Genomic DNA, 19,203 nt, shown 5'->3' with positions numbered 1-19,203 from the left:
CACTGTGCCGCGCTCGATCTATCTCAAAATCCCGTGCTACACAGCAATTTGGCAAGAAGTGGATCCATGATGAATAGGGGCGTTACCTGTGACGATTTCAAATAGATTCTGAGCAGCTAGTAAATTCGCGTTTCTCATGACCCGTATAGCGCTGGCGTGGGCGGGCAATTTTAACGCCTTCGTCATGCATTTCCTTCCAATGTGCTATCCAGCCGATAGTTCGAGCGATGGCGAATAATACAGTAAACATGGAAGAAGGAACTTTCATTGCTTTGAGGATAATACCTGAGTAAAAATCTACGTTCGGGTACAATTTTCTTTCAATAAAATACGGATCCTCTAACGCGATCCGTTCCAATTCTAGTGCTACCTTAAACAAACTGTTGTCTTTCATCTTGAGTTCATCCAATACTTCATGACAGGTTGCACGCATCACTTTAGCTCGTGGGTCATTACTTTTATACACACGATGACCAAAGCCCATCAAGCGAAAAGGATCATCTTTGTCCTTAGCCCGTGTAATATATTCAGGAATTTTATCAACGGTTCCGATCTCCTCCAACATTTTTAAGCAAGCCTCATTAGCACCACCGTGAGCAGGCCCCAGAGTGAAGCAATCCCCGCAGCAATACAGGCAAAGGGGTTAGCACCAGAAGAACCGGCAGTACGCACAGTAGAGGTTGAAGCATTTTGCTCATGATCGGCATGCAAAATAAAAATCCGATCCAGGGCCTTCTCTAGCACTGGATTAACTTTATACTCTTCGCAAGGCGTAGCAAACATCATGTGCAAAAAGTTAGCAGCGTAAGAAAGATCGTTACGAGGATAAACAAAAGGTTGGCCTATTGAATATTTGTAACACATTGCCGCGACAGTTGGCATTTTAGATAACAGGCGGAAAGCGGTAATTTCACGATGGCGCTCGTTATTTACGTCCAGAGCATCATGATAGAAGGCAGCCAGCGCGCCGGTGACACCACAAAGTACCGCCATTGGGTGTGAATCACGACGGAAACCACGGAACAGGTGTGTAATCTGATCGTGGATCATGCTATGACGGGTGACGGTGGTTTTGAACGTTGCGAACGCCTCTTTAGTCGGCGTTTTACCGTACAGCAGGATGTAACAGACTTCCAAATAAGTCGATTTTTCGGCCAACTCCTCGATGGAAAAACCACGATGTAGCAGTATGCCGTTATCGCCATCAATAAAAGTGATTTTCGATTCACATGATGCGGTAGAAGTAAAACCAGGATCAAAGGTAAAATAGCCCTCACTACCCAAGGTTCGGACATCGATTACCTCAGTACCTACAGTCGCCGAAAGGACATCCAATGTGATTTTCTTCCTGTTCCCTATCTGTAGCGTTGCTTTTTTGTTATCCATATATCATCTCCTGCAGCGTTTTATTTTAAAATTTTTAACAATTGAGCATTGTCTACAATATTTGTGAGGATACTAGATTCCTTGAGAAACCGTAGCTTATGTACGAAGTAAGATGCCCCAGCCTTGTTCTTTGGAGTGTACAACAGAGTACAGGAAGATTGCGAGCGCAATAAATTTCGAACAAGTCATAAGCAAACATATTGATTCTTCGAGCCTGTTCCTGATCTTTTTCGCTGTGCTCAGACGAGGAAAAAATGGGTGAAAAAGCATAGTTTACTCTTTGCATACAATAAAATGATGAGCATTTTGAGCGTGTTTTTGACTAAATATCAGCGATATAAAATATTTCTAACAGATTCTTAGTACAGTTCATTCGACTGTTTTCCACATTTTATGTTACAACCTCTTGCAAGATTTACGTCACTAAAGTATTGTCTGATTTTAGACTTTGGGTAGGAGGTTAAGGATGGCTAAAACTCATCAAGAAAATGATCCCGTGAAGAATACGACTCCCCAGATTTCACCGCAAATTTTGTCACTATGTCACAGTAGCACGGATCCTTGGGGGATTAAGGATCTCGATTCGCGCTACCTGTATGGAAACAGTGCCTATTTTGAGTTATTGAATCTACCTGCCAGGTTTGATATCGAAGGTTTACTAGACGATGAAATACCTCATCCCATTCATCAATTCGCAAATGATTTTCGTGAACAGGATCGTCAGGTTCAACAGTCGTTAAAAAATATATCTGCACTTGATATCCACCCCTACGGGCGAAGGAAAGAGTGCCAACCCTATGTTTTCGATAAATATCCTTTTTATGACCAGAATGGCAACTGTGTTGGTACGATCTTTCATGCAAAAAAACTTCGTTTTTATTCTCCCATGAGCTGTGTACAAGGCAAACTACCCAGTTCACTGCTACTCTCTCCACCGAGTGGGCTATTCACTCGTAAAGAACTTGATGTCGTGTTTTATACCCTACAATCTTTTAGCGCCAAGAGGATAGCCAAGAAACTCAATCTTGCTCACCGAACCATAGAAAACAGGTTACAAGACATATATAGGAAGTCTGACGTCAATTCATCAAGTGCTTTTAAAGATTTTTGTCAAGCGAAGGGGTTTGATAAATATGTGCCGGTTCGATTACTTAGTCCCAGTAGTAGCATCATCAGTGATGTTGTTGATTATGACTGTGGAGAAAAGGAATAAACGTTACCATGTGAGACCCCTGCTAAAAAATTTTTCAGGCTGAATAATCAGCCTGTTAATTTCGTTGCATCCTAAGATTACCCGTATTTTTCATCATAAAATCTGTTCTTTTTGAGTAATATATACTTAGGAAGAGAGGATACTTCTTTTGTGGTATTGCCATTTGACGGCCGATACCTGATGATTCCCAGTTACAAATTTTAATTCTTTAGAAGATGAATTATGATGAATAAAAATAATGTACTTGGCGATGATTATGCCTTTAGCCCCGTTCCACCTACCGCACGTTCTAATCTGTTCTCTATGATTTTAATCCGTATTGGGATGATGACTGCACTGTCACAGTTCATGTTAGGGGCAACATTAGGCCACACAATGACATTCAGCCAGGCATTGCTTGCCACCTTTCTTGGTAGCTTGATTTTAGAATTCATTAGCCTCGGATTAGGGGTTGCCGGGGCACGTGAAGGGCTATCGACAAGCTTGTTGGCACGTTGGTGTGGTTTTGGTCGTTTAGGCTCCGTGCTTATTGGGGTAGTCATCGCAGTCAGTTTAGTCGGCTGGTTTGGGGTACAAAATGCAGTTTTTGCTGAGGGTTTAAATTATGTTTTCGAGGGGCAATTAGGTTTTGGCTGGTCGGCCGTGATCTCTGGTATGACAATTACCGGGTTAGTCGCCTTTGGATTTCGTGCTCTAAGTTGGACAGCAAAAATAGCGGTGCCACTTTTTTTCGTGGTGGTTGGCTGGATTTCTCTTATCTTACTGCAGCGTCATAATATCACGGATCTTATTACCTCTATGCCTACCGGTACGCCCTTGACGCTAGGTGCTGCCGCCACTATGGTCGCTGGCGGATATGTTGTCGCCTCGCTAACAACCGCAGATATCAGCCGTTATTGTCAGAACGAGCGGCACGTGTTCTGGATGGTCACTGCTTCTATCATTGTGGGTGAATTTATTGTTAACAGTATCGCCATATTGATTGCACACGCACTTAAAACGGATGATGTTGTTTCTATTATGACGCAAACCGCAGGTTGGATTGGATTACTCTCAGTTATTCTTTCTGCGGTCAAAATTAACGATGTAAATTTATATTCTTCATCTTTGGCCGTAGCTAATACAGTGGAAGGTTTTACTGGCAGGAAATGGCGTCATACCTGGTTAACATTGGCATTAGGTACCATAGGAACGACCCTATCAATAATGGGTATTTTAGACAAATTTACACATTTTCTGATTTTACTGGGGACTATTTTTCCTCCTATCGCCGGTGTTATGCTGGTCGATTATTATGTCCTACGTACGAGCCGCTCACTGCTTGATGCGGCTCGTACCGGGCAAACCTTACCGACATCAACACCGTTGATCGGTTGGCCGGCTATCTGCGCCTGTGTAGCAGGCTCTGCCGTTGGCTGGAATGCTAAATTTGGCATTGCATCATTAAATTCAATACTTGTTGCCTGCATTGTTTATGGTGTTATTGCTAAAATACGGGCCTCATCACCACACACTCACACTAAGGGTCTAAAATGAGGTTACTAGGTGAAGCGGAAATAAATCATATTGCGCTAGGTGCATCGATCCTTGCTAGTGGCGGCGGCGGTGATCCTTATATCGGTAAAATCATGGCAACAAGAGCAATAAAACAACATGGTTCGATGAAACTGCTTGATATTGATGAATTACCGTCAGATGCACTCATCGTTTCTACGGGTATGATTGGTGCACCAAGTGTGATGATAGAAAAAATACCCAATGGTGATGAATCTATTGAGGCGTGTCGCTTTATTGAAAGGTACCTAGGCAAGAAGATCTCAGCTATTTACCCAATCGAAATCGGTGGAGTTAATTCGTTATTACCCCTGGCAACAGCTGCTCATCTTGGTGTCCCCCTGGTCGATATTGACGCTATGGGAAGAGCTTTCCCCGAATTTCATATGACGACATTTTATCTCGACGGTATTAACTCTTCTCCTTTTTCCCTGGTAGATTCGCGGGCTAATACCTGTCTCGTGCAAGCAACGGATAGTTACGCAACTGAGAAACTATCACGTGCTGTATGCGTAGAAATGGGAGGATTAGCTTTTTTTGCCGCCTATCCGATCACATCAGGTGTTGCCAAAAAATCAGGTATTCCAGGTACTATTAGTTTTGTACAGCGTATTGGTGAAGAATTAGAAAAAGCACGCCATGAAAAAGCGGATATCGTGCAAACATTAGTGAAACTATTGCAGGGTTCTGTGTTATTTAACGGCAGGGCGACACGGGTTGACCTGCGCGTTGAGGGCGGCTTTACCTGTGGTAGTGCCTATTTTGACGGCATTGAGGTAGATAAAGGTAAGGAGTTCAACTTATCCTTTCAGAATGAATATTTACTGGCACAAAGCGGTAATCGTCTACTGTGCAGTACCCCTGATCTGATTATCCTACTGGATAAAGAAACGGGGATACCGATCCTTGCTGAACGGCTACGGTATGGTGCCCGCGTTATTGCCCTGGGTGTACCCGCCAATCAAAAATTGCGCACACCGTTTGGGCTTAAAATCACGGGACCAAAGTATTTTAACTACGATGTTAACTTCACCACAATTGAAAAATTAGCGGTTGTTAACAAGGAAAATTTAAGATGAATTATCGTATTGGCATAGATGTCGGTGGCACCAATACCGATGCTGTACTCCTAGATAATGATAAGACAGTTATCGCACGTACCAAACAATCAACGACAAGCGATGTGATCACGGGTATCGAACAAGCCATTGCTTCTCTGTTAAAAGATTCTGACATCGATAAAACGACCATTACGGAAGCCATGCTTGGTACTACCCATTGCACTAATGCAATTGTGGAGCGTAAGGGGTTAAACTCGGTCGTGCACTTTCGCCTTGGCGCACCCGCAACCTTGGCTATACCCCCCTCACTGATGTTCCCGACGATTTCCGTAATAATCTGGCTGCCTATTTATTTATCGTTAAGGGAGGATTTGAGTATGACGGCAGGATACTCTCTCCTCTCGACGAAGAGGAAATACGTGGACATTTGCGGCAGGTTAAAGGCAAAGTCGATGTAGTTTCTGTTTGTGGTGTTTTTTCACCCGTTTCTAACACACAAGAGTTAAGAGTGGCAGAATTAGTACGAGAAGAATTGGGAGAGGAAACGCCAATATCGCTTTCGTATGAAATAGGATCAATTGGCTTATTAGAAAGGGAAAATGCATCGATTTTAAATGCTGCTCTCTTTACCACCGCGCGTAACATTGCCAACGGATTTAGCAAAGCGTTGCTGATGCATCAAATCAATGCTGAGATTTTTTTCGGTCAAAATGATGGTACGTTAATGCCTCTAAAACACGCGCTTTCGTTTCCCATTCTCACCATTGCTTCTGGACCAACTAACAGTATTCGTGGTGCTTCATATCTGACTGGTTTAAAAAACACATTAGTCGTTGATGTGGGTGGTACGACAACGGATGTCGGTGTACTGACGAACGGTTTTCCTCGAGAATCACTTATTGCCGCTGAAATTGGGGGCGTTCGCACCAATTTTCGCATGCCAGATATTGCCTCCATTGGCTTAGGTGGAGGGACTATTGTCACTCGGTTGCCCAATGGGGAGTTTAAAATAGGCCCTGAGAGCGTCGGATACAAACTGGTTGAACGTGCCTTGGTATTTGGCGGAGACACTATCACTGTGACTGATATCGCGGTAGCCAAAGGGTTGCTGCAGCTTGGTGACAGTAAGCACATCCAGCATTTACCAGCCGATTGGGTTGAACAGGTTTTTACGCACTATGTTGCTATGGTGGAAAAGGTCATCGATCGGATGAAAACCAACAATGATCCAACACCGGTTGTGTTGGTAGGGGGAGGGGCGGTTCTACTGCCAACCACATTACAGGGAGCATCCCAGGTTATCCGACCGGAGAACGCCAGTGTTGCTAATGCAATTGGTATTTCAGTAGCACAAGCCAGTGGCGAGGTAGATATCCTTGTGGTACTTAATGAAAATAAAGATCTTAATGCCGGTCTGGAAGATGCTCAAAACAAAGCCATTATGCGTGCGATAGCCATAGGAGCACAACCTGATTCTATTGAAACTATCGAACTTGAAGCGATACCACTGGCTTACATGCCTGGTAATGCCGTTCGTATACGAGCAAAGGTAGCAGGTACACTCGGAACTACGTCGAAAAAAAGAAATAACTAGAATAAGGTATAATTTCGCCCCTGATAATCACAAAACCCGATGACTCGAAACAGGAGGAGGAAGCCGTATGTTTGACGATGCTACACTTTCTCTACCACAAGGAAGTCCCCCTACCATTTGTTGCATTTTGGAAAATCAGCGAAAAGTCTTGGGTTTTTAAAGCCTTTAAGGACGACGACGATGTCATTTCTGACGCCTGGGCGATATATCGAGGAAAAATCACCCCTCCGACTACAACTTGAAAAGCTAAATGATTTTTTCACCGATGAAGAATATGATCTGCTGTATTGCCTGGTGTACAAAAACGTTGAAAAAAAAAGTTGAAGGCGCCGATAAACAAGGCATAACGCAAGAACTGAAGATTTCTGATTCGGAAGTAGAGACGTTAAAGATGTTATTGAAAAATTTGGTGGCCCCTGCTGGACTTGAACCAGCGACCAAACGATTATGAGTCGTGTGCTCTAACCAACTGAGCTAAGGGGCCTCATCAGGCGGCGATTATACGGTATTTTTTAGTGACAGGTCTAGCATTGTTAAGCAAAGAGTGGAACTTAAACACTATTTCTCCGGTCTACTGCTTTGCAGCCTGCTTGTGCTCTGCTTGCTTTGTGCTTTTGTTTTGCGCTGACTGTGATTGACCGTTTTGGTCGTTAGCGGCGCCTGTGTGTTAGTACTGTAGGAGGAAAATGATACAATGAGGATCTTCCAGCGTTACCATCCTATGAGAATCGCAATGTACGTAAAAACACTGTTCCGTGGACGCCTATATATCAGGAATATGGGGGTTTTCGAGTTCGATAGAGGCAAGATTTTACGACCCAATAAAGTCCTTGATAAACGCTATTTTGAAGTCATGTCAGAGGTCAACCGACAGGTGCTGCGTTTGCAAACCGAAATAAGTTGATTTTCTTGTCAACAAGCAAATTCGACTGTGGCTCCTGAATCTGGAGCCACAGTGTTTTTATCTACAAGAGATGTCAGTCAGCTAACTTAGTGACTAACAGTTGATCAATCTTATGGCTATCGATATTAATTACTTCAAATTTGTAGCCAGCATATTTAAAGAAATCGGTACGTTTTGGAATTTTTCGCAACATGTACATCATAAAACCCCCGATGGTTTCATAGTTAACCGATTGTGGAAATGCACCGATATTAAGTGCACGCATCACATCGTCGATGGGGGTCCCACCTTCAATTAACCATGAATTCTCGTCACGTGCGACGATCAGTTCTTCCTGGCTTTGCCCAACCAAATCCCCCATTAGAGTAGTCATCACATCATTTAGTGTGATAATCCCCACAACTAGTGCGTATTCATTCAAAATAACCGCAAAATCTTCGCCAGCAGTTTTAAAACTTTCCAATGCTTCAGAGAGTGTCAAAGTATCAGGTATGATAAGGGCAGCACGGATTTGTACACCACTACTAAGGACTAAACTTTGATTGCCGAGTACACGATTGAGTAGATCTTTTGAGTCTACATAGCCTACAATTTTATCGATATTGCCATCACAAACCAGGAATTTAGAATGAGGGTGAACCGAAATTTTTTCTTTAATATTGTCCTCGCTAGTGCACAGATCGAGATAAATAAAATTAGGTAATCCCCCGGCTTTGCCGGGGGACTCCGTAAGGTTTGACCGTGTGGTGCGGTCACCCGAATCTTCTATCTCGACCAAGAGATAGGAAATTCAAATGAAAGATTACCAGAGTCTTAGCCATACGAAATGGGATTGTAAGTATCACATTGTTTTTATCCCGAAAGGCCGTAAAAAAACAATATTTGGTGAAATTAGAAAGCATCTCGGTGAGATGTTTCACGAGTTAGCAAGTCAGAAGGAATGCAAAATTATTGAAGGACATTTGATGATTGATCATATCCATATTTGCATAAGTATTCCGCCGAAATATTCAGTGTCATATGTAATGGGTTATCTAAAAGGAAAAAGTGCAATCTCAATCGTACGACGGTTTATGGGTAAAGTCCGGAATTATAGTGGTGAGAATTTTTGGGCTAGAGGTTACTTTGTATCTACAGTGGGTTTGAACGAAGAGCTGATACGAGCTTACATTCGATACCAAGAAAAACAAGACAATCATTATGAACAATTGAAGCTTAGGATGTAATGACCGCCTTCAGGCGGTTCAAGGTTTGTTGGCCTCTTCTAGGGGCTAATAATTAAAGCCCCCGGCTTTGCCGGGGGATATTTACTGACATTTTCACGTGATGTCATAGAAGAGGGGACAGTACGAGATTCCATTTCAAATACATTTTCAATCAATTCGTGCTCTTGTTTACGTAAGACCCCGGCCAGCGCACCAGCTTCCACTACGGCGTAAATGTCGTCAGAGGTAATGTCATCGTTACGAACCATCGGTAATTTAAACAGGCGGAAGATCAAATTGGCCATACCGTTGAAAAACCAGATTAATGGGCGAAAAATCATCAAACAGAAACACATTGGTTTGACAATACGGACAGCAATTGCCTCCGGTGCAATCATACCGATGCGTTTCGGGGTGAGATCAGCAAACAGAATAAATAAGCTTGTCACCAAGACAAATGAAAAAACAGAACTAACCTGTTCAGCTAAGGTTGGCGAAATAAGGTGTTCAAGGGCAACCTTAAATGAAGGTGAAAAAGCAGCGTCACCGACAATACCGGCAAGGATTGCCACCGCATTAAGGCCAATTTGCACAACAGTGAAAAAGGTTCCTGGCGTTTCTTGCATTTTTAGAATACGTGAGGCACACCTATCTCCTTCATCGGCCATCACTTTCAACTTTATTTTGCGTGAAGCTGCTAATGAAATTTCCGATAAGGAAAAAAAGGCACTGACCGCGATCAGAAAGAAAATGAGTAATATACTGTTTAACATAAAGACCTCTTGCGAAACCGTACCTGCGGTGGAAAGTCAAGACTCAGGGCACGTTATCCTCGAAGTGTACACGAGTGTATGAGGATTGCGAGCGCCTCGCTACCCATGATATCGTTTTTACAAGAGCATAATTAGACTTCTTGCAAAACCGTAGCGAGTGCTGCGAAGTCAAGGCGCCTGGCGCACAGCAACCACAGTGTACATGCGAGGGCATGAGGATGGTGAGCACCACGTACCGCAGAATTTGCGGCACGTAGTAGGTTTTGCAAGAAGTCTATTCATTCGGAGTATGTACGTGCCACGATACCCTATTCTCTGTTTTTTGTGTGTAATGCTCACTACCCCATTTGTTCATGCCACTATAGGGTTACAGATTAATGGGCTTAGTGGTGAACTCGAAAAAAATGTGCAAGCAAGTTTATCAACCATCACTGCTGATGAGATCAGCTTTGATGGACGTTTTCAGGCGCGCGTGCAAGCCGCTATCCGTCAAGGGCTACGCGCGTTAGGTTATTACGATCCAACGATTAATTTTGATCTGCAGCAAGAGCCTAAGCGCTCGACGTTGGTTGTCAATGTGGTAGCAGGCACACCAGTACGCCTCGCTGGCGTTGATATCCGCTTGCGTGGTATGGCTAAGGACGATCCCGCCTATCAAGCCTTGGTGAGCAAAGATACACCTAAAATAGAGTCGATATTGAATCATGGTGAATTTGACGATTTTACCCGCTCACTTTCTGCGCTAGCACTGCGTAAGGGTTATTTTGACGCCGATATGATTAAAAAACAATTGGGGGTCGCTCAGCAGCGGCATCAAGCTTTTTGGGATATCGATTTCGACAGTGGACAACGTTATCGTTTTGGTCACCTGCTATTCCAAGGGGCGCAAATCAGGGAAGATTATTTACAAAATTTAGTGCCATTCCACGAAGGAGATTATTATAGCTCGGATGATCTCGCTGAGTTAAATCGCCGTCTGGCTGCAACTAACTGGTTTAACTCGGCGGTGGTTTCTCCCAACTTTACTGATGCTAACACCAGCAAAATTTTGCCGTTGGAAGCTATAGTGACACCTAAGACTAAAAACACCGTTGAATTGGGTGGAGGCTATGCAACTGACATAGGACCACGAGTAAAAGCCAGTTGGCGTAAACCTTGGCTCAACTCCCGTGGTCATAGTTTAACCACCAGCGCGAATATTTCCGTACCTGGGCAAAGCCTTGATTTCAGTTATCGTATTCCCTTATTAAAAAATCCGCTGGAGCACTATTACCTACTGCAAAGTGGGTTCAAACGTATCAATCAAAACGATACCAAATCAGATATCAGCACATTAAACGTGGCACGCTTTTGGAACTTGTCCAGTGGTTGGCAACGTGCTGTTAACCTACGCTGGAGTCTAGAACACTATACTCAAGGACAAATCACCCATACCCCTATGCTGCTTTACCCGGGGGTCAGTATCAATCGTATTCGTCAACGTGGTGGCGCAATGCCAACTTGGGGAGACAGTCAGCGTTATTCTCTTGATGTTTCCAATAGATCATGGGGGTCAGACCTCAATTTTGGTGTGATACAGGCACAACATGTTTGGATCCGGACATTAGGCGAAAAAAATCGTTTCGTGCTACGGGGTAATCTTGGCTGGATAGAAACCAATAATTTCGACCTGATGCCGTCGTCACTGCGTTTTTTTGCCGGTGGTGATCGTAGTATCCGTGGTTATAAATATAACGGTATCTCACCACGCGATAGTAAAGGCAAGCTCACAGGTGCGGCAAAACTGGCTACCACGTCTGTCGAATACCAATATAACGTCACGGATCGATGGTGGGGCGCGGTCTTTGTCGATGCAGGTGAAGCGGTAAATGATATCCACCGTAGCGATTTTAAAACCGGTGCCGGTGTAGGAGTACGCTGGGCATCTCCTATTGGTCCAGTAAGATTCGATATTGCCCTGCCTATTGGTGATAAAGAAACCCAGCGTATGCAATTTTATATCAGTTTGGGACCTGAATTATGAGTTGGATAAAAAAACTGAGTCTTTCACTCCTGCTCATATTGTCATTACTGATCGCTACTCTAACTATTCTACTGGGTACAACCAGTGGTGTGCACTTCTTGATTAATAGTGCGACTCGCTGGGTTCCAGGGCTGGATATCGTTACTGTTAAGGGGGCTTGCGTGATCTCACACTGGAAGGTGTTCAGTATCAGATGCCAGGGGTGCTGGCCAAAGTGGATCAGTTGCATCTTTCGCTCCAGTTTTCCTGCTTGAAGCAGGGAGAAATCTGTATCGAGGCGCTCAATGCACAAGATATTGATGTACAGATCACAACAGCAGAACTACCGGCAAGTTCTGCTCCAACTGACACTAAACCATTAACCGATCTCAAAACACCCTATCCGATAACGTTAAAATTGTTGACGTTGAATAATGTCAACGTCAGGGTAGACCAAACGGCTATTTCTTTAGAAGAGTTGCGTACTGGGGCGCATTGGCAGCAGCGAGTATTATCATTGATGCCAACTAAAATCAGTGAGTTATTGATCGTAACCGGGGTGCCGACAGTGGCTGACCCATTGCCAGAAAGATTGAATGCACAGAAAAAGAGCAAATTATCGACTGAGTCGTTGAATGAAACTTTAATCGCTTTGTTTCGTCAGCCCCTATTACCCTCGTTACCAGATTTTCATTTACCGCTCGATATTCAGATAACGGCGCTTTCTGGGCAACAACTGCGCTTGCGTGGCGAAAATGATTTCATCATAAACAGCTTATTCTTGCAGGGACATACTCAGGGTCAAGCTATCCAACTCGACAACTTAGCCATTAAAACACCGCAAGGTGAATTATTGGTCAAAGGCACTGCCAATTTGTCGGATAAATGGCCACTGGATATTGTGGCGGAGAGCACTCTCAATATTGCACCGCTACAAAGAGAAAAAGTGAAATTGCGCTTGCACGGTGGATTATGTGAACAACTGAAACTGGCACTTAATCTTTCCGGATCCATCAATGCCCAGTTGGATGCCGAGACCGTACTCACTGAAGCAGGGCTACCGCTCGCTATAACGTTACAAAGTCCACAATTACATTGGCCGTTAACCGGTAATGCACAATATCAACTCAATGATTTTAAAATGCGTTTCAATGGCAAAGCTACTCACTATGCACTGTCATTGCACGGTAATTTGCAAGCCATTGATTTGCCACCAGCACGCTTAACGCTTGATGGTAAGGGCAACTTAGAGCAATTCGACCTGACAAGGTTGCGCTTAACCGCTTTACAAGGTAGTACAGATTTAACGGGGAAAGTAACCTGGCGAGATGGCATCAGTTGGCAATCATTATTGACCGTAAATGGTATTAATACAGAAAAACAATGGCCACAATGGCCGGCAAAACTGAACGGTACAATACGCACCAGTGGCAAGATACATGAAGAGCACTGGCAACTACAAGTTCCTGAGCTGATGTTAGACGGTAATATAAAGCAAAAACGTTTGATCGCGCACGGCTCTTTGAATGGTAACTCCGCGGGACAGTGGCATATTCCTACTATCAATCTGGCGCTGGGCCGTAACCGGCTGGATGTTAAAGGTGATCTCAATGACAAATGGGTATTGGATGCTGATCTTGATGCTCCCCAATTAGACGGTGCCTTGCCCGGATTAGCAGGGATAGCGAAAGGTACGCTCAAATTGCGTGGTAACTTAAAAGCACCTCAGCTATTGGCTGATATCACGGCGAATAATTTACAGTGGCAAAAACTGTATATTAAGCGGGTCAAAATTGATAGCGATGTGCGTTCAAGTGATCTCATACAAGGACAGCTATCGATGCAGATTGATCAACTTAAGCAGGAAAATTTTTTGATCAAGACATTAACACTTGCAGCCAAAGGCACTGAAAAGCAACATCAGTTACATTTAAAATTGACCGGCGAGCCTCTTAGCGCTCAATTGGCACTGAACGGCAGTTTTGATCGACAGCAGCAACATTGGCTCGGAAGTCTAAATAATAGCCATTTTTCAACCTTGGTCGGTGAATGGAACGTAAATCGCGCCATCACGTTTGACTATCTCAATAAGACGCAAAAGTTAATTATCGGTGCACACTGTTGGCAAAATCCTCATGCAGAACTCTGTGTGCCACGTGCTATCGAGCTAGGTGCCAACGGCCAAGCGACGGTTATCCTCAATCGCTTTGATTTACAGATGATCACCCCCTTCCTCAGCCCGCAAACTACCCTGCACGGCATCTTTAGTGGACGAGGGGATATCAGTTGGCAAGCGAATAGCGCTTTGCCACAGGCTACAATATCTCTGGTGGGGAAGGGTGTAAAAATACAACAACAAATACAGGGTAATTCACTGCCAATTGCCTTTGATAGGCTAGACTTAGACGCAGGTCTGACTCAAGGACATGCACAAATGGATTGGCTGATTAAATTGACCGACAATGGACAATTTAACGGACAACTGCAGGTTACACAGCCACAGGGGCAACGTAAATTATCGGGTAATATTGCTATCAATAATATCGCACTAGCGACGATTAATCCGATCTTGAGTAAAGGTGAAAAGGCGACAGGCATGCTAAACGCCAATCTACGTTTGGCGGGTAATGCAAAAAATCCGCTGCTCTATGGTCAGCTGACGTTAGACAAAGTAGGTCTAGATAGCAGTTGGATGCCATTTAAAATTAGCGAAGGTCGCTTGTCGGTGGACTTCAATGGCATGACATCGACGCTAGAAGGGTTGATCCGCACGGCCAAGGGGCAGCTAAATTTAGCGGGTAATGCGGATTGGCGTAATATTGCTGCCTGGCGCGCCAGAATTACGGCTAAAGGAGAGAGATTACGCGTGGTAGTACCACCGATGCTACAGATCGATGTCTCACCCGATTTGGTATTTGCAGCCACGCCACAGATGTTCACATTGGATGGTTCGATCGATATTCCGTGGGCCCGTATTTTTGTACAGGAAATACCGCAAAACACGGTGTCAGTTTCTCCAGATGAAGTGATGTTAAACAACCAACTGCAACCGATAGAGGATAAAAAGAGAACGGTTGCTATTAACAGTAATCTACATGTTCGCCTCGGCTCTGATGTACGCCTTGATGCTTTTGATCTAAAAGCCCAATTACAGGGCGCATTAAAGGTAACACAGGATAAACAAGGATTGGGATTGAATGGTCAGATCACTATTCCTGAAGGCAGTTTTCATGCCTATGGACAGGATCTGATTGTGAAAAAAGGGTTATTGCTGTTCTCCGGCCCCGCTGACCAGCCTTTATTGAATATTGAAGCGATACGTAATCCGCAGGCAACCGAAGATAATGTAACCGCGGGTGTACGAGTTACAGGCATGGCTAATGCTCCGCTGGTCACGGTATTTTCCGATCCAGTCAAGCCAGAACTGGAGGCCTGGTCTTATCTGCTGCGTGGTCAGGGTTTAAGCCAGTCCGGTACGGATGGCAACATGATGACGTCAATGTTAATCGGTCTTGGGGTAGCAAAAAGTGGTAAACTTGTCGGCAAGATTGGTGAAGCATTCGGTGTCAGTAATTTAGCATTGGATACTGAGGGCGTAGGTAATAGCTCTCAGGTGGTTGTCAGTGGTAATTTGACTAGAGATCTACAGGTAAAGTATGGTGTTGGCATATTTAATTCATTAGCAACCTTAACATTACGCTATCGATTAATGCCCAGGTTGTATCTGGAAGCAGTGTCCGGTATTAATCAAGCACTCGATATGGTTTATCAATTTGAGTTTTGACCATGAAAATTATTGTCTACGGGAGTTTACGGCGCAATCAAGGCAATAGCCGTTGGCTGACGGCGGCGCAGCTGTTAGCAGAATGTAATCTAGATGGTTATGAAATGTACTATTTAGACCATGGTCCGGCGGTGGTTGCAGGCAAAGGGCAGGTGCGTTGCGAAATTTATCATATTCATTCATCGACACTCATTGAGCTGGACGAAATAAAAAACCGCAACAAAATCTATCAGCGTGAATTGATTCAGACACCCTATGGTAAGGCCTGGATCTACCTTTATCGTCTTAGCGTTACAGGCTTAACACGTATCGACAGCGGTGACTGGTTAAAACGTCACCCAATATAGGATCTATTCAAAATAGTCGTCAGCGACGTCGAGATGAGGAAATGACACCGCTGTACAAGCCAGTGCCATTGATCGAAAAAATTATTTCTTATCGAGTTTGTAACGCTCGTAAGAGGTGCAAATTTCGGCTCTAGCTGCGGTAGCATCTTGCCACCCTTCAATTTTCACCCATTTTCCTGCTTCCAAATCCTTGTAATGCTTAAAAAAATGTATGATCTGAGATTTCAATAATCCGGGTAGATCCTCTACATCTTTAATACGATCGTACTCTGTGCTTAGTTTTGTATGCGGAACTGCCACCAACTTGGCATCCTCGCCTGATTCATCGCTCATCTTTAACATACCGACCGGGCGACAACGGATCACTGAGCCTGGCTGTAACGGATAGGGTGTTGGCACTAACACATCAACAGGATCACCATCTAACGACAAGGTATGATTGATATAACCGTAATTACAGGGATAAAACATGGCGGTAGACATAAATCGGTCAACAAATAAAGCGCCACTTTCTTTATCGACTTCATATTTAATCGGATCTGCATTGGCGGGAATTTCAATCACTACATAAATATCTTCGGGTAGGCTTTTACCTGCTGGTACCTCTTTCAAACTCATCTCTGTTTCCTTATCATTTAAGTTATTTTGATCACACACCATAAAACTTTCTGCTTTTTCAACCATAGATCGAGTGCCAACAAAAAGCGGTGATCGCTGGTGGAGTTCTTTTGGAACGATCGACAAAATACGTTCCTTACCATCGCTGGCTTTACCACCAGCTTGCTCTGCCAAAAATGCCATTGGATTACATTCATACAGGAGACGTAATTTACCTTGCGGATGAGCAGCAGTACTGGGATAAATGTAGATACCGCCTTTTAGTAAATTACGATGAAAATCCGCGACCAAAGAGCCAATATAACGTGAGCTATAGGGGCGTTGTGTCTCTTTGTCTTCTTCCTGACAATACTTAATATATTTTTTCACTCCCAGCGGAAATTTAATGTAGTTGCCTTCGTTAATCGAATACATACAACCTCCGGGAGGGTACTCTACTCTTTCTTTTTCATGAGACAAACAGAATACACCCAACGAGGGATCATAGGTAAAAGCATGCACACCATAGCCGGTGGTATAAACCAGCATTGTCGATGAGCCATAGACCACATAGCCGGCAGCCACTTGGTTAATACCTGGTTGCAAAAAATCGGCGAGAGTCACTGGCTCATCTATTGGCGTAATACGCTTATAGATAGAAAAAATAGTACCAACCGAGACATTGACATCAATATTGGAAGAACCATCCAAAGGATCCATCAGCACTACGTACTTGCCGCTTTTTGCTCTTTCTTTGAAAATAATAATATCATCATCTTCTTCTGACGCGATCCCTGCGACCTCTCCGCGGGCTTGCAATGCTGCCTTCAACTTCTCATTGGCAAACAGATCGAGCTTGGTCTGTGCCTCTCCTTGAGTATTGGTCACACCGTTGGCGCCAAGAATGTCGACCAGACCGGCTTTATTGATATCACGGTTGATAATTTGCGCGCCGAGCTTGATTGCTGACAGTAGAGCACTCAAGTCACCCTTGGCCTCGGAGAATTCGTGCTGTTTATCGACGATAAATTCGCCTAATGTCTTCATATTTTACGATCCCTAAATCTATGGTTAACTGTCGATTGATCTCACAACAGTCCATTTTTACTCTTTGACAAGAATCAGGAGTCTATGATTCAAAACTAAATTTGAAAAAACCTCACAATTTTCCATGACAATATTATGAATGGGAAGCTTTAAATTAAGTTGCTACGCAACCCGATATACTACAAATTATTAGACTTCTTGCAAAACTTACTACATGCTGCAAATTCCGCGTTACTTTGGTGCTCGCCATCCTCATGTACTCAGTACCACTGCGGTTGCTGCGTTCCATGCACCTTGACGTCACATAACGAACAACGGTTTTGCAAGAAGTCTATTCATTTGGAAAATTTATGCATATTCATATTTTAGGCATTTGTGGTACTTTTATGGGCGGATTGGCGACATTAGCACGTTCGTTAGGGCATCAAGTCACAGGATCGGATACAAATGTTTACCCACCGATGAGTACCCTATTGCAAGAACAAGAGATAGCGTTAATCCAAGGGTATGATCCCGCTCAACTCCGACCAGCACCGGATTTGGTGATCATCGGTAATGCGCTGACTCGTGGTAATCCCTGTGTCGAAGTGGTATTAGAAGACAGCGTTCCCTATATTTCTGGGGCGCAATGGTTGCATGATCAGGTTCTAGCTGGACGCTGGGTAGTCGCTGTCTCGGGAACGCACGGCAAGAACTAGCACCGCGAGTATGATTGCCTGGATACTGGAAGCTTGCGGCCATCAGCCCGGTTTTATTATTGGTGGTGTACCGGGTAATTTTGCTGTTTCTGCCCGTTTGGGTCATAGTCCGTTTTTTGTGATCGAAGCCGACGAATACGATTGCGCTTTTTTTGATAAACGCTCTAAATTTGTTCACTACGTGCCACGTACGCTGGTGATGAACAATCTTGAATTTGATCATGCTGATATTTTTGACGATTTGCATGCCATTCAAAAGCAATTTCATCATTTAGTACGTTTAGTGCCAGGAAAAGGAAAAATAATCTTGCCGCAAAATGATACCAATCTACAACAGGTTATGGCAATGGGATGTTGGAGCGAGCAACAACAGGTCGGTGACTGTACCGGTTTACATACAAAAAAAACCAGGGATGATGCCAGTGCATATCAGGTATTTCTCAATCATACACAGCTAGGAGAAGTGCATTGGTCGTTAATTGGTGAACATAATATGCACAACGGCCTGATGGCGATTGCTGCAGCCTGTCACCTGGGAGTGAAACCGAAGGAGGCCTGTCAGGCACTCAGTGGCATTATCGGCGTTCGGCGGCGACTTGAATTACGTGGAACAGTAAAGGGTATCCATGTTTACGATGATTTTGCTCATCATCCCACCGCCATCCTCGCCTCGTTAACGGCATTACGCGCTAAAGTGGGTGAGGCACGAATAGTTGCCGTGCTAGAACCTCGTTCTTACACCATGAAACTGGGTTTACATAAAAAGGATTTGGTATTGGCATTAGCATCCGCGGATGAGGTTTTTTTATTCCAACCGCCAGATATTCCGTGGCAAGTCGCCGATATTGCAAATAGCACTAGCAAGCCGACACATTGGAACGCTGATATTGATAGCTTGGTGGCAACAATCGTGCAAACCGTTCAAAATGGCGACCATATTTTGATCATGAGTAACGGTGGTTTTGCTGGGATCCACGACAAGTTATTACACAAGCTAGCTCTTAGAACCTGTTCCAAATCTTCTTGAGCGAATAATGA

The 19,203-nt window shown here is 44.0% G+C and carries 11 protein-coding genes, 1 tRNA gene and 6 pseudogenes; 12 read left to right on the top strand and 6 right to left on the bottom strand.

Annotated features, from left to right (window positions below; genetic code table 11):
• Window positions 1-97: 97 nt before the first annotated feature.
• Window positions 98-1,386: pseudogene (locus CCS41_RS00700) on the bottom strand (citrate synthase).
• 466 nt (window positions 1,387-1,852) lie between these two features.
• On the opposite strand from CCS41_RS00700, the gene CCS41_RS00695 reads away from it, so the two are divergent.
• From CCS41_RS00695 to CCS41_RS15470, 6 genes are all read left to right on the top strand, one after another.
• On the top strand, window positions 1,853-2,599 hold the full coding sequence (locus CCS41_RS00695) for a helix-turn-helix transcriptional regulator (protein WP_072549900.1): 747 nt from the start codon (window positions 1,853-1,855) through the stop codon (window positions 2,597-2,599).
• 225 nt (window positions 2,600-2,824) lie between these two features.
• Window positions 2,825-4,135: a purine-cytosine permease family protein gene (locus tag CCS41_RS00690; RefSeq protein ID WP_119797022.1), complete on the top strand. Its 1,311-nt coding sequence runs from the start codon at window positions 2,825-2,827 to the stop codon at window positions 4,133-4,135.
• Window positions 4,132-5,232 carry a DUF917 domain-containing protein gene (locus CCS41_RS00685; protein WP_072549898.1) on the top strand — a complete coding sequence of 367 codons (1,101 nt, stop codon included), beginning with the start codon at window positions 4,132-4,134 and terminating at the stop codon, window positions 5,230-5,232. The genes CCS41_RS00690 and CCS41_RS00685 overlap by 4 nt, the downstream gene beginning before the upstream one ends.
• Window positions 5,229-5,672 carry an ROK family protein gene (locus CCS41_RS17345; RefSeq protein ID WP_338025029.1) on the top strand — a complete coding sequence of 148 codons (444 nt, stop codon included), beginning with the start codon at window positions 5,229-5,231 and terminating at the stop codon, window positions 5,670-5,672. The genes CCS41_RS00685 and CCS41_RS17345 overlap by 4 nt, the downstream gene beginning before the upstream one ends.
• Window positions 5,570-6,808, top strand: coding sequence for a hydantoinase/oxoprolinase family protein (locus CCS41_RS00680; protein WP_338025030.1), 1,239 nt, complete (start codon window positions 5,570-5,572; stop codon window positions 6,806-6,808). The genes CCS41_RS17345 and CCS41_RS00680 overlap by 103 nt, the downstream gene beginning before the upstream one ends.
• Before the next feature lie 180 nt (window positions 6,809-6,988).
• Window positions 6,989-7,132 (top strand): hypothetical protein, encoded by a 144-nt coding sequence (locus tag CCS41_RS15470; RefSeq protein WP_162859941.1) that lies wholly within the window; start codon window positions 6,989-6,991, stop codon window positions 7,130-7,132.
• Between the two features lie 83 nt (window positions 7,133-7,215).
• Here CCS41_RS15470 and CCS41_RS00675 read toward each other — a convergent pair.
• A tRNA-Ile gene (locus CCS41_RS00675) sits at window positions 7,216-7,292 on the bottom strand.
• A 210-nt stretch (window positions 7,293-7,502) separates the two neighbouring features.
• Between CCS41_RS00675 and CCS41_RS00670 the strand changes: the two genes are divergently transcribed.
• Window positions 7,503-7,712 carry a DUF1107 family protein gene (locus CCS41_RS00670; protein ID WP_072549896.1) on the top strand — a complete coding sequence of 70 codons (210 nt, stop codon included), beginning with the start codon at window positions 7,503-7,505 and terminating at the stop codon, window positions 7,710-7,712.
• Between the two features lie 73 nt (window positions 7,713-7,785).
• On the opposite strand, the pseudogene CCS41_RS00665 reads toward CCS41_RS00670, so the two are convergent.
• Window positions 7,786-8,409: pseudogene (locus CCS41_RS00665) on the bottom strand (transporter associated domain-containing protein); the annotation flags it as partial.
• A gap of 97 nt (window positions 8,410-8,506) precedes the next feature.
• On the opposite strand from CCS41_RS00665, the gene tnpA reads away from it, so the two are divergent.
• The gene (gene tnpA, locus CCS41_RS00660) at window positions 8,507-8,938 is read left to right on the top strand and encodes an IS200/IS605 family transposase (RefSeq protein ID WP_119797021.1); all 432 of its coding nucleotides are present in this window, start codon (window positions 8,507-8,509) and stop codon (window positions 8,936-8,938) included.
• Between the two features lie 86 nt (window positions 8,939-9,024).
• Here tnpA and CCS41_RS00655 read toward each other — a convergent pair.
• Window positions 9,025-9,690, bottom strand: a pseudogene (locus CCS41_RS00655) (CNNM domain-containing protein); the annotation flags it as partial.
• Between the two features lie 295 nt (window positions 9,691-9,985).
• Here CCS41_RS00655 and tamA point away from each other — a divergent pair.
• The 3 genes and pseudogenes from tamA to CCS41_RS00640 all read left to right on the top strand — a co-directional run bounded on the left by tamA (window position 9,986) and on the right by CCS41_RS00640 (window position 15,823).
• Window positions 9,986-11,713 carry an autotransporter assembly complex protein TamA gene (gene tamA / locus CCS41_RS00650; RefSeq protein ID WP_072549894.1) on the top strand — a complete coding sequence of 576 codons (1,728 nt, stop codon included), beginning with the start codon at window positions 9,986-9,988 and terminating at the stop codon, window positions 11,711-11,713.
• A pseudogene (tamB, locus tag CCS41_RS00645) lies at window positions 11,710-15,476 on the top strand (autotransporter assembly complex protein TamB). Before tamA ends, tamB begins: the two are co-directional and overlap by 4 nt.
• A 2-nt stretch (window positions 15,477-15,478) precedes the next feature.
• Window positions 15,479-15,823, top strand: a complete 345-nt coding sequence (locus CCS41_RS00640; RefSeq protein ID WP_072549892.1) for a gamma-glutamylcyclotransferase family protein — start codon at window positions 15,479-15,481, stop codon at window positions 15,821-15,823.
• Window positions 15,824-15,904: 81 nt separating this feature from the next.
• Here the strand turns inward: CCS41_RS00640 and ppa are convergent, their stop codons facing one another.
• A complete protein-coding gene (gene ppa / locus CCS41_RS15880; RefSeq protein WP_174224017.1) occupies window positions 15,905-16,441 on the bottom strand; it encodes an inorganic diphosphatase in 537 nt (178 codons plus the stop codon).
• A gap of 39 nt (window positions 16,442-16,480) precedes the next feature.
• Window positions 16,481-17,467: pseudogene (fbp, locus tag CCS41_RS15875) on the bottom strand (class 1 fructose-bisphosphatase); the annotation flags it as partial.
• Between the two features lie 350 nt (window positions 17,468-17,817).
• Here fbp and mpl point away from each other — a divergent pair.
• Window positions 17,818-19,192 (top strand): annotated as a pseudogene (mpl, locus tag CCS41_RS00630) (UDP-N-acetylmuramate:L-alanyl-gamma-D-glutamyl-meso-diaminopimelate ligase).
• Window positions 19,193-19,203: the final 11 nt, after the last annotated feature.

The sequence above is a fragment of the Candidatus Fukatsuia symbiotica genome (assembly GCF_003122425.1).
GTDB classification, from domain to species: Bacteria; Pseudomonadota; Gammaproteobacteria; order Enterobacterales; family Enterobacteriaceae; genus Fukatsuia; species Fukatsuia symbiotica.
This window is presented reverse-complemented; position numbering and strand designations above follow the sequence as displayed.

Coding starts and splice junctions, on each gene's coding strand:
- CCS41_RS00695 (WP_072549900.1), top strand. CDS start 1,853: ATGGCTAAAACTCATCAAGAAAATGATCCCGTGAAGAATACGACTCCC.
- CCS41_RS00690 (WP_119797022.1), top strand. CDS start 2,825: ATGAATAAAAATAATGTACTTGGCGATGATTATGCCTTTAGCCCCGTT.
- CCS41_RS00685 (WP_072549898.1), top strand. CDS start 4,132: ATGAGGTTACTAGGTGAAGCGGAAATAAATCATATTGCGCTAGGTGCA.
- CCS41_RS17345 (WP_338025029.1), top strand. CDS start 5,229: ATGAATTATCGTATTGGCATAGATGTCGGTGGCACCAATACCGATGCT.
- CCS41_RS15470 (WP_162859941.1), top strand. CDS start 6,989: ATGTCATTTCTGACGCCTGGGCGATATATCGAGGAAAAATCACCCCTC.
- CCS41_RS00670 (WP_072549896.1), top strand. CDS start 7,503: ATGAGGATCTTCCAGCGTTACCATCCTATGAGAATCGCAATGTACGTA.
- tnpA (WP_119797021.1), top strand. CDS start 8,507: ATGAAAGATTACCAGAGTCTTAGCCATACGAAATGGGATTGTAAGTAT.
- CCS41_RS00640 (WP_072549892.1), top strand. CDS start 15,479: ATGAAAATTATTGTCTACGGGAGTTTACGGCGCAATCAAGGCAATAGC.
- ppa (WP_174224017.1), bottom strand. CDS start 16,441: ATGAGTTTGAAAGAGGTACCAGCAGGTAAAAGCCTACCCGAAGATATT.